This is a genomic window from Mesobacillus sp., from assembly GCF_049588175.1.
Taxonomy (GTDB): Bacteria; Bacillota; Bacilli; order Bacillales; family Cytobacillaceae; genus Mesobacillus.
Map to the genome: position 1 here is coordinate 1 of NZ_JBAVFI010000794.1, position 10595 is coordinate 10595.

The 10595-nt window shown below is 41.5% G+C and carries 12 protein-coding genes; 1 reads left to right on the plus strand and 11 read right to left on the minus strand.

The features are described from left to right. The 8 genes from spoIVA to WB217_RS19315 all read right to left on the minus strand — a co-directional run. Positions 1–1308, minus strand: a 1308-nt coding sequence (spoIVA, locus tag WB217_RS19280) for a stage IV sporulation protein A (RefSeq protein ID WP_423994959.1), incomplete at its 3' end; no start/stop codon positions are given. 240 nt (positions 1309–1548) lie between these two features. Continuing rightward, positions 1549–2259, minus strand: a complete 711-nt coding sequence (locus WB217_RS19285) for a hypothetical protein (protein WP_423994960.1) — start codon at positions 2257–2259, stop codon at positions 1549–1551. Between the two features lie 28 nt (positions 2260–2287). Further along, positions 2288–2488 (minus strand): DUF2768 domain-containing protein, encoded by a 201-nt coding sequence (locus tag WB217_RS19290; protein WP_423994961.1) that lies wholly within the window; start codon positions 2486–2488, stop codon positions 2288–2290. A 340-nt stretch (positions 2489–2828) separates the two neighbouring features. Beyond that, complete coding sequence (locus tag WB217_RS19295) at positions 2829–3875, minus strand: NAD(P)H-dependent glycerol-3-phosphate dehydrogenase (RefSeq protein ID WP_423994962.1); 1047 nt, start codon at positions 3873–3875, stop codon at positions 2829–2831. Positions 3876–3894: 19 nt separating this feature from the next. Then, the gene (gene der, locus WB217_RS19300) at positions 3895–5205 is read right to left on the minus strand and encodes a ribosome biogenesis GTPase Der (RefSeq protein ID WP_423994963.1); all 1311 of its coding nucleotides are present in this window, start codon (positions 5203–5205) and stop codon (positions 3895–3897) included. Positions 5206–5435: 230 nt separating this feature from the next. After that, a complete protein-coding gene (locus WB217_RS19305; RefSeq protein ID WP_423994964.1) occupies positions 5436–5621 on the minus strand; it encodes a capping complex subunit for YIEGIA in 186 nt (61 codons plus the stop codon). Then, positions 5618–6511 carry a YIEGIA family protein gene (locus tag WB217_RS19310; protein ID WP_423994965.1) on the minus strand — a complete coding sequence of 298 codons (894 nt, stop codon included), beginning with the start codon at positions 6509–6511 and terminating at the stop codon, positions 5618–5620. Before WB217_RS19310 ends, WB217_RS19305 begins: the two co-directional genes overlap by 4 nt. Further along, a complete protein-coding gene (locus WB217_RS19315; protein WP_423994967.1) occupies positions 6504–7298 on the minus strand; it encodes a YphA family membrane protein in 795 nt (264 codons plus the stop codon). Before WB217_RS19315 ends, WB217_RS19310 begins: the two co-directional genes overlap by 8 nt. A gap of 134 nt (positions 7299–7432) precedes the next feature. Here WB217_RS19315 and WB217_RS19320 point away from each other — a divergent pair, with 134 nt between their 5' ends. Then, positions 7433–7576, plus strand: coding sequence for a YpzI family protein (locus WB217_RS19320; protein WP_423994969.1), 144 nt, complete (start codon positions 7433–7435; stop codon positions 7574–7576). Between the two features lie 55 nt (positions 7577–7631). Here WB217_RS19320 and fni read toward each other — a convergent pair whose 3' ends face one another. The 3 genes from fni to WB217_RS19335 all read right to left on the minus strand — a co-directional run bounded on the left by fni (position 7632) and on the right by WB217_RS19335 (position 10575). Then, entirely contained in the window at positions 7632–8681 is a 1050-nt protein-coding gene (gene fni, locus WB217_RS19325; protein ID WP_423994970.1) for a type 2 isopentenyl-diphosphate Delta-isomerase, read from the minus strand. 15 nt (positions 8682–8696) lie between these two features. Continuing rightward, positions 8697–9833, minus strand: coding sequence for a 30S ribosomal protein S1 (rpsA, locus tag WB217_RS19330; protein ID WP_423994971.1), 1137 nt, complete (start codon positions 9831–9833; stop codon positions 8697–8699). 160 nt (positions 9834–9993) lie between these two features. Next, positions 9994–10575, minus strand: a complete 582-nt coding sequence (locus WB217_RS19335) for a lysophospholipid acyltransferase family protein (protein ID WP_423994972.1) — start codon at positions 10573–10575, stop codon at positions 9994–9996. Between the last annotated feature and the right edge of the window lie 20 nt (positions 10576–10595).

Consider the following 10595-nt stretch of genomic DNA (forward strand, 5'->3'; position numbering starts at 1 on the left):
TGGATCATCTTCGAAGTCTTGCATTAAATATCGGACGAGTTCCTCACTTTGCTTCTCTGTACCAATGATTGGGGAGAACTCTGACTCAACATCCACTTTAATCATATGAATTGATGGCGCTACAGCCCTTAGACGCACTCCAAACCGAGCTCCCTGGCGGATGATTTCCGGTTCTTCCAGGCTCATGTCAGACAGTGACGGAGAAGCAATTCCGTATCCAGTTTGCTTAACCATTTTAAGAGCATCAGAAATTTGGTCAAATTCTGCCTTGGCATAGGCGAATTCCTGCATTAGCTCAAGCAGGTGGTCCTTGCCGCGGATTTCCACGCCGACGATTTCCTTAAGGATATCATCGTAAAGGTCATCTGGGGCATATAAATCAATCTCAGCTACACCCTGGCCCATTTCAATACCGGCAAGACCAGCACGATCAATGAACTCGAAGTCGCTGAATTGGTGGACGACTCTGTCAACATCTCTCAACCTTTTTATATCTTTAACTGTTTCTTTCACTGCTTCCTGATAGCTTTCACGCAGCCAGTGATTTTCACGAAGCACCATTACCCAGCTAGGAAGGTTGACGTTCACTTCAAGTACAGGAAACTCATAAAGTGCTTCTCTCATTACATTGAGTACATCAGATTCTCTCATGCTCTCAACACTCATTGCGAGCACAGGAATATCATATTTATCAGCTAGCTGAGCTCTCAATGTTTCTGTATGAGGATGATATGGCTGGGCACTGTTGATCACGATGATGAACGGCTTCCCAACTTCCTTTAGTTCTTCAATTACTCTTTCTTCCGCTTCGATATAGTCCTGTCTTGGGATTTCCCCAATTGTCCCATCTGTTGTAACGACAACTCCAAGAGTAGAATGCTCTTGAATAACTTTCCTTGTTCCAATTTCTGCAGCTTCGTGGAATGGAATTGGTTCTTCATACCAAGGTGTATTGATCATTCGCGGGCCGTTTTCATCCTCATAACCCTTCGCTCCAGGAACAGTGTAGCCAACACAATCTACGAGCCTGATATTAACATCCAGGCCTTCATCCACGTGCACGGATGCTGCCTGGTTAGGCACGAATTTCGGCTCAGTCGTCATAATAGTTTTACCTGCGGCGCTCTGAGGCAATTCATCTAGCGCCCTTGCCCTTTCAGCCTCATTATTAATATTAGGTAAAACCACCAGCTCCATAAATTTTTTGATAAAAGTGGATTTGCCAGTACGCACCGCACCAACAACACCCAGGTAAATATCGCCGCCAGTCCTCTCGGCAATATCCTTAAAAATATCTACCTTTTCCAAGTGATCCCCTCCCGATCATAGAGTTAGTGGGAATAATATCATCCAAATTAGTAATCTGGGACAGTATATATTTATGATGTTGTCCTATATCGATATGACAATTATTTATTTTTTTACCTCCTTATTTTTTATTCACAACAAAAGACTTCTAAGTGTCCTTTTATGAGAACAGTTGATTTCTTTTTTAAGACAAAAAAAAACCCTTCTTCTACAATATATTTTGCAGAAGAAGGGTTATGACTATTTCTCTAAAAAGATTGGTTCGCTCGTGCTCTTATCAATAGTGTATGGAAGTGAATATGCAGGTACAAACATCGATTCATTTACTAGGATATGACGGATATCTTCGCCCTCATTTAAATCAAGTTTTGTTGATTTAATCGCCTGATACAGGTCGCTCCTGTAATCAACGAAGATCTCTCCATCAGTCGAGATAATGAAAGGAAGGTTCTGGTTAGTGAAAGGGCTGGTTGCAACAGGTTCTTGTTTATAGCCGATCTTTTTAAAATCCAGTGTGTAGATATTAGCCGCTATTTGATCCTTGAAAGGCGGATAACCGTTCGCTTCAATTCTCATTTTGATTTCACGAATGGTTTCTGCGATGCGTAAATCCAGCAATTTCACCGAAGGATTTACCTCAACATCAACGAGGACATATTGGAATATACCGCCGTTTTCATATGCGTTTCCTGGCGGTTCAGATAAATATTTAGGTACTATTTTTTTAAAATCTATTGGATACTTTTGATAGATTGGTGTCTCAGCATCCCTTGTTTTAATTGGCAAAATACCGCCATTCGCTTCCTGAAATTGTTTCACAGCTGACTGTACACTGTCCAGTTGATCTTTATAAGGAACTTGATTCTGAACAAGTTTTTCTTCCGGATACATGCAGCCTGTCAATGTGATCAAAACAAGGAAGAATGGCAGAAAGAAACGGAATTTATTCATTAATACCAACCCTTTAATCCTATGTATTTTATTCGCTCGTCGGGCCGCTGAACACAACAAAAAAGATAATCAGCCCAGCAGTAATCATTAAAATATAGGCAATGACCGCCGTAAAAACCTTAAAAAAACCTTTAAGCTTAAATCTGCTCAAATAAATTGTAAGCAATGAGGCAATCATACAGCCCATGCCAATAAAAGATACGTACATCTTTAATAATGCCGGTGACAAAATAAACCCCTCCCTTTTCCGAGAAGTATTATAACATAAGCGGTGATCAAATTAATATTCCTAAATACATTATGTATTGCATTCAGCTTATAACTTATACCTTCGATTCCTTCCCAGTGGCTTCAATCAATGGGTCTTCAATAAGCAACAGTGTTCTTTAACATAAAAAAGCTGAGGTAAAGAAGGGGCGGACAACTTTACCTCAGCCTATATTGACTAAATACCCTATCACCCAGTTCAAACCACCAGTTTGCTTCGATGCATTTTATGCAAGCAAAAAGGAAATCGCATCCTCGGAATGCCTATTTTAACAATATTATTCTTAGAAAAATTTTTCTGATCAATTTTTTTCGCCAAGAATGTCAGCTAAATCTTCCATTTCATGTGTTTTCTGCCGGGACATTAAATCGTCTACCGCGTCCTTCGGGTTAACATCATTGAACAGGATGTTATAAAGAGCTTTTGTTATAGGCATATTCACGTTATATTTTCCAGCGAGCTGGTATGCAGCCTTGGTTGTTCGTACACCCTCTACAACCATCCCCATGTTCTCAAGGACCTCATCGAGATTTTGCCCCCTGCCGAGCAGGTTGCCCGCCCTCCAGTTGCGTGAGTGAACGCTTGTACAAGTCACAATCAAATCCCCAATTCCGGTTAAACCTGAAAAAGTCAAAGGACTTGCACCCATTTTCACACCCAGGCGTGCTATTTCCGCAAGGCCTCTAGTGATCAAGGCAGCCTTAGCGTTATCACCATAACCCAATCCGTCTGAGATACCAGCCGCTAAAGCAATGATATTTTTCAATGCCCCGCCGATTTCGACACCAATTAAATCAGGGTTGGTGTAAACTCTGAAGTTATTGTTGATAAATAAATCCTGGATTTTTTCCGCTGATTCCATATCCTTTGAAGACACTGTTACCGTTGTTGGGTGGCGCAGGCTGACTTCTTCAGCATGGCTCGGGCCGGAAAGCACCACAACACTATCAAGCAACTCAGCTGGCATTTCCTCTTCAATCATTTCAGAGATCCGCAGCAAGGAATCTGGTTCTATCCCTTTGCTTACATGGACAATAAGTAAAGAATTCGCATGGACATCCGTCATTTTCCTGATTACTTCACGAATTGCCTTTGTTGGAACCGCCATGATTACGGTTTTTACCCCAGCTAACGCCTCTTGAAGTGAAGAATATCCAATGATGGTTGCAGGCAGAGTAATTTCGGGAAGATACTTCTTATTGGTATGCTGCTGATTGATTTCGTCTATTTGGGCAGGATTCTGACCCCACAGTCGAACCTCATGTCCATTGTCAGCAAGGACCATTGCCAATGCTGTTCCCCAGCTTCCGGCACCAAGGACAGCTATTTTCTCTCTCTTCCGTTCCATTTAAACCACAACCTTTTTATTATTTTCTTTCTCTGGCAAAAATCTTAATCGGAGTACCTGTGAAATCAAAGGCATCTCGAATCCTGTTTTCAAGAAAGCGCTCATAAGAAAAATGCAATAACTCAGGCTCATTGACAAATACAACAAATGTCGGAGGCTTGGTTGATACTTGTGTCGCGTAGTAAATCTTAAGCCTTTTTCCTTTATCTGACGGCGTTGGATTCATTGCGACAGCATCCATAATTACTTCATTCAGGATGTTAGTTTGTACCCTCATCGCGTGGTTTTCACTTGCCAGATCAATCATCGGCATCAATGTATGGATACGTTTCTTCGTTTTAGCCGATAAGAAAACAATCGGTGCATAGCTTAAAAATTGGAAATGAGCGCGAATCTTATCCTCAAATTCCTTCATTGTTTTTTCATCTTTTTCAATTGCATCCCATTTATTGACGACAATGATAACAGCCCGTCCAGCTTCTTCCGCATAGCCTGCTATATGCTTATCTTGCTCTATTATGCCTTCTTCTGCATTGATGACAATTAGAACAACATCTGATCGCTCTATTGCCCTTAATGCCCTTAGAACACTGTACTTTTCAGTTGTTTCATAAACTTTGCCCTTTTTTCTCATGCCCGCGGTATCAATAATGAGATATTTTTGCCCATTATAAGTTACCTGCGAGTCAATCGCATCCCTTGTCGTTCCTGCAATATCACTGACAATGACGCGTTCCTCACCGAGGATGGCATTTACAAGTGATGACTTTCCAACATTTGGACGCCCAATCAATGAGAATTTAATTGCATCTTTATCATAGTCATCGTCCCTGGGATTAGGGAAATGTTTTGCCGCCTCATCAAGCAAATCTCCTAATCCAAGGCCGTGTGAGCCTGAGATCGGAAATGGCTCACCAAAACCTAGTGCGTAAAAGTCGTAAATCATATCTCTCATTTCAGGATTGTCAATTTTATTAACAGCAAGCACTACAGGCTTGTTTGACCGATAAAGGATTTTGGCTACTTCTTCATCAGCTGCCGTTACTCCTTCTCTCCCATTCACAAGGAAGATGATTACATCTGCCTCATCAATTGCAATTTCAGCCTGCTGGCGGATTTGATCTAGGAAAGGCTCGTCACCTAAATCAATTCCTCCGGTATCAATAATGTTAAAATCATGTGTCAGCCATTCAGCTGAACTGTATATACGATCCCTTGTTACTCCAGGAATATCTTCAACGATCGAAATACGTTCACCAACGATTCGGTTAAAAATCGTAGACTTGCCGACATTCGGACGCCCAACGATAGCTATCACTGGTTTCGTCATGAATATCACCCTTTCAAATTCTATTTAATGCAGGTCGCCGACCTGGCCATAACAATTTCAAACTTCTCAGGTTTTCATCATTAGTAAAGGTTCATTCTGGTCGCTGGCTGGTACACACAATCAGCTAAAAGAAATAGCCTTATAAAATAAACCCTTCTCAGTATACAGAAGGGTCTGGCTTAATCAGTTTATCAAAAGATGCCGTATACAGGCAATGAAAACATTTCCTGTCAATGTTTCACAATGATAAAAAGCTCCTCAGTGAGCGCGTGGGCAATCCCATCAAGAATGGCTTCCAGGTTCGCTGCGACAGTTTCCATCTCTTCTTTCGTATCACAATGGAACACGGCAGTTCCAGAAGGCGCTTTCTTTGGATTGGTAGTGATGACCGCAAGTATAAACTTCTCAAGCATCAATTCCCAGCACCTCCTGTAGTACTTTTCTTCTCAGAAGGCATCCTGATTGCATTTTCCAGCGTAGGGACATCACCAATGATACTTATTGCCCGTTCGATATTCCGTTCTTGAGGCAGAACGAATACGCCAACTCTCCCATCATCTAGATCCCTCTTTGCCAGCGGCACAAGCGCAGGTGTGCCTGAATCGCGGTACACTCCAAGTGCAGTAGATAAATCATGAAGTACCGCTTGTCGCTGGCCCAGATTTGCGATGGTGGAACGAGCATTCATATTTTTGGGTTTTAGAATAAATCCCATTCCATAACTAAGAAGTTCTTTTTGCCGTTCAGGCAGACCAATGTTCATAATGTAAATGTTATCCACATAAAGTCCTGCACCTTCGAATCTCGGTTCAACATATTCAATCTCAACAATATTTTTCAGCTTCCCACCTGACATTAGCAGTTTGGAAATAAAAAGTGCAACAATTGCTCCGATTATTCCTGCCCAAATATTGATCAGAAGGTAAGCAAGCGTGCTGACAAGGGAGGTAAATATAACAAGATAATTACGGCTTTCAAAGGCTATCGCAATCCCTTCAATATATGTCTTGCCTCTAGAAACAAGCTCATAACTGTCGAGTTCCGTCAGGGTATTCCTCTCCATATTCCGCACTTCCCTGAATTGTGAAGCTGCTAGTGTTAAAAAGGTGATTGCCGTAAATTCTTCTTCCATAATGGCCGGGCCAGCAACAGTACCAAGCCCTGCAGCAATAAAACCAAGAGCAACATGGATGATCTTGCCGTGCAAATACGTTGGGTATTGGCGATAATCTGTCCGAAGCATAAAAAGCCTCGCGAGTGTTCCCGTCGCAATCCCGAAAACGATGGGCAATGTGTATTCATTCATGTAGTTTTTGTTCCTCCCGTTCCGCTTGATTAAGCGTACTCCTAGACATAAGGGCTATAGCCGTTTCAATAGCTGACCAAGTTATCAGCATAGCTAAAGAAATGATCAGAATATCTAAAAAAGCTAGAGATGATATTGAATAAGGAAAGTTAAATTGCCAAAGGATCATTGAGTACAGGATTTCACCTTGTAAAAATCCCGAAATCAACGCTAAACACCGATTGTATTTGTTCTTCTGTAGTAAGAGCGCAAGATAAAAGCCAATTGCAGCAATCATGATTTTTCGGTCAAAAAGAACCCAGACCGGATCATACAATTCAAAAAGCAAAAAGCTTGTATATGCCAGCATGATAATGAATGAAGACAGGTACAAATAAAGAAATGATCCTGTCTTTTTCTTTCTCGTCTCTATAAATAAGAAGATGGCAATTGAAAATGCCGAGAGATGCAAATCAAAAATAAACATATGAATTTTATAAGGCGCAGATACAATGGCAGCCAAAAGCCAGACAGTAATTTTTATCCTTGCGGGATTTTTCTTATCCATAAAAAAAGTAGCACAAATCCATGCCAGCCATGCCAGCCAATAAAAATAGAGACCCTCCATTATTCCCCTCCTATCATTTCCATTATGGCAATTACTTATGTAATTTAATCTTTTTTGCATAAACTTTTTGCACTGTTCCATGTTAAGAAAAGGGGAAAAGTTCATCAGTGAGGCCATAGTGCTATAAGCTTCATGGATGGATATGCTGGAGCTAATTGCTGCCTTACAGCTTTTTAACACGTACTGCAGCCCCAGAAGAGGTTTGTGTATATGAGTCTGCAAGGGTTGAAAACAGCCCTTGATGCTGATGTCAGACTCAAAGAAGGCATATAACAAATAAATATTCTTAAAATCCAAGAACAGGAGGTGCAGATATGGGAAGAGACAGACAGGAAAAGAAGTTAAAGAAAAGTGGCCGAGTGGAATCAGACCGTGACCAGGCATTGCACTATCCAGGAGCAACTAAAATGCAAAGTCCGGAAGAAGCACGTAACCTCAATGATGGCAAGTTAAGCTAACCGCCATTAAAACAGACAGAAGACCCCTGCAAATAATGCAGGGGTCTTCTGTCTGTTACCTCCGGCTAAACGCCTTCGTATCTATTCCTCTTTGCTCTAGCCAATGTTGGGTATCACCGGAAATTACAAGAGGAACTCTCCGAAGCTCTTCAATACTGTTCACTCCGAGAGCAGCCATAATGACTGACATTTCTTGTTTTATTAATTCAATTTCATTTACTACACTTTCAATTCCATCCTCAAGAAGTATCTTTAGCAAAAAGCCTGCTAATGCTGCTGCATCTGCCCCCAACGAAAGAGCCTTAACAATATCTGCGCAGTTTTGTATTCCACCTGAGGCAATTAAAGAGATTTCCGGTGACGCATCCCTGCACTCCACGAGTGAAGCTGCTGTAGGAATGCCCCAGTTATCAAAAAAAGACAGTACACGATTTCTACGTTTGTTTTCAATGGCTGCGAAATTGGTTCCTCCAAATCCGCCAATATCGATATACCGTATTCCTGAGGAAGTAAGCTCCGAAGCCGTTTCAGCACTGATGCCAAAACCAACCTCCTTCACGATAACTGGTATTCCCACCCTTTGCTGGATTTCCATAATCCGCTGCAAAGCCCCTTGAAAATTCCTGTCACCCTCAGGCATGGTCAATTCCTGAACGACATTCAGGTGGATTTGGATCCCATTTGCTGCAATCATATCAACTGCAGCCATTGCCTGTTCTACCGTTGCTTCACTGCCCAAATTAGCTAGTATAACCCCATGCGGATTCATTTCCCTTACAACCTCATAAGTCCTGCGTTCTGCAGGATCTTTCAAGGCAGCCATTTGTGAGCCTACTGCAATAGCTGAACCAGTCTCCTTTGCAGCAATTGCAAGGTCACGGTTAATTCGATATGTTCTTTCTCCGCCGCCGCCTGTCATTGCGTTGATAAAAATTGGCGAACTTAATGAAAGTTCGCCAATTTGAGTCCGCAAATTTATTAATGCTAGATTGGTATCCGGCAAGCTTTGGTGAACAAATTTGATATCTTCAAAACCAGTAAGCCGTTTTTGGCCTGTTTCAAGGGCATATTGAATATGATCCCATTTCCTTTTTGATCTTGACACTATTTATCACCAATACTATTTTAGATTCTTTAACTTGTCTCCAATCATATCGCCTAGACTGAAGCCTTTTGATTCTTCCGGAAGTTCGTAGTTAAAAGCTTCATTGCTTTCTCTCTCTTCAAACTCCTTCATGCTAAGTGACAACCTTTGATCATCCTTATTCGCTTCAAGCACCTTCACCTTAACATTCTGTCCTTCTTTTAGAACTTCATGCGGAGTGCCGATATGTTTATGTGAAATTTGTGAAATGTGGACGAGACCTTCCACTCCCGGGAATACTTCAACAAACGCGCCATAAGATACGAGACGTTTGACAGTACCTTCATGGGTGCTTCCTTTTGGAGCTTTTTCCTCGATGTCTGCCCATGGTCCAGGCAGCGTTTCTTTAATAGATAATGAAATACGCTCATTGTCCCTGTCAACACTTAAAACCTTAACATGAACCTTCTGGCCTTCCTCAACCACGTCAGATGGCTTTTCAACATGCTCGTGGGAAAGCTGTGAAATATGAACAAGTCCATCAACTCCGCCAATATCAACAAATGCTCCGAAGTCAGTGATTCTCTGTACAGTTCCTTCGATTACCTGTCCTGCCTGGATTGCAGAAAGCAGGCCCTGTTTTTTCTTTCCTTGTTCTTGTTCCACGACAGCGCGGTGAGAAAGAATCAGGCGATTTTTCTCCTGCTCAAGCTCAACAATTTTAAAGCTGAGCATTTTGCCCTTATAATCCGAGAAGTCCTCTACAAAGTGTGATTCAACTAGTGATGCAGGAACAAAGCCGCGGACGCCTAAGTCAACAACAAGGCCGCCTTTCACAACATCCTTAACCTCTGCTTCGAAAACCTCGCCGCTTTCAAATTTCCCTTTTAGCTGATCCCATGCTTTTTCTGCATCTACTTTTCTCTTTGAAAGAATTAATGCTTCTTCTTCAACCTTCTGGACTTCTAACTCCAATACATCGCCAACAGACACTGCATCTTCAGCCTTTTCTACATGAAGACTGGATAGCTCGCTGATAGGAATGATTCCATCCAGTTTGCTGCCCTCAATGTCGACAAGAACTTGCTTTTCTTCTACTTTGGTTACCTGGCCTTTGACACGGTCACCATTTTCAAAATTCTTAACCTCGATTTGATTCATATCTTCTGACATATGTACTCCTCCTTAATCCATGACTGCTGCAAGATTATATGCTTTTGTGGTGGCTTCACCACATTGAAAAACAACATAATTAAACTACTAAGTGAAAATTCTAAAAATATCTCTTCTTAATAACTTCTTACAAACAGGCATTTTTGTCAAGCAAGAAACATTACTTATATTGGGTTATCAGCTTTTGAATTTCACTCATAATCAAGTCGGTTGCCTGTTCAGCATTCAGCTTGTTAGCCCTGACAGAATCCATATCAATCGGCTTTCCGTACACTACTCTCAATTTATTAAATGTTTTATAAGGGCCGATGATTGCACAGGGAATAACATAGGCCTCTGACCTTAGAGCAAAGAAACCTGCTCCTGCAAGTCCCTTACCCATTTCACCTGTCTTGCTTCTTGTTCCCTCTGGAAACAATCCTAAAACATTTCCTTCTTTTAAAATTCCAAGTCCTTTTCTTAACGCTTCCCTATCGCTCATCCCTCTCTTAACAGGAAACGCATTAACGTTGCTTACAATTTTTCCAAGGACAGGCACTGTGAAAAGCTCATCCTTTGCCATGAAATGTACAGGTCGTTTGGTGGTGATTCCTACAATAAGCGGATCAAGATTGGAAATATGGTTAGCACAAAGAAGAACCCCTCCTTCCACAGGAATGTTCTCCTTTCCAATAACCTCAATGCGGTAAATTGGTTTCATTACAGTATTTACAACTGATCTAGCAAATGAATAAAACGTCAATGTCACCCGATCCTTTCAAG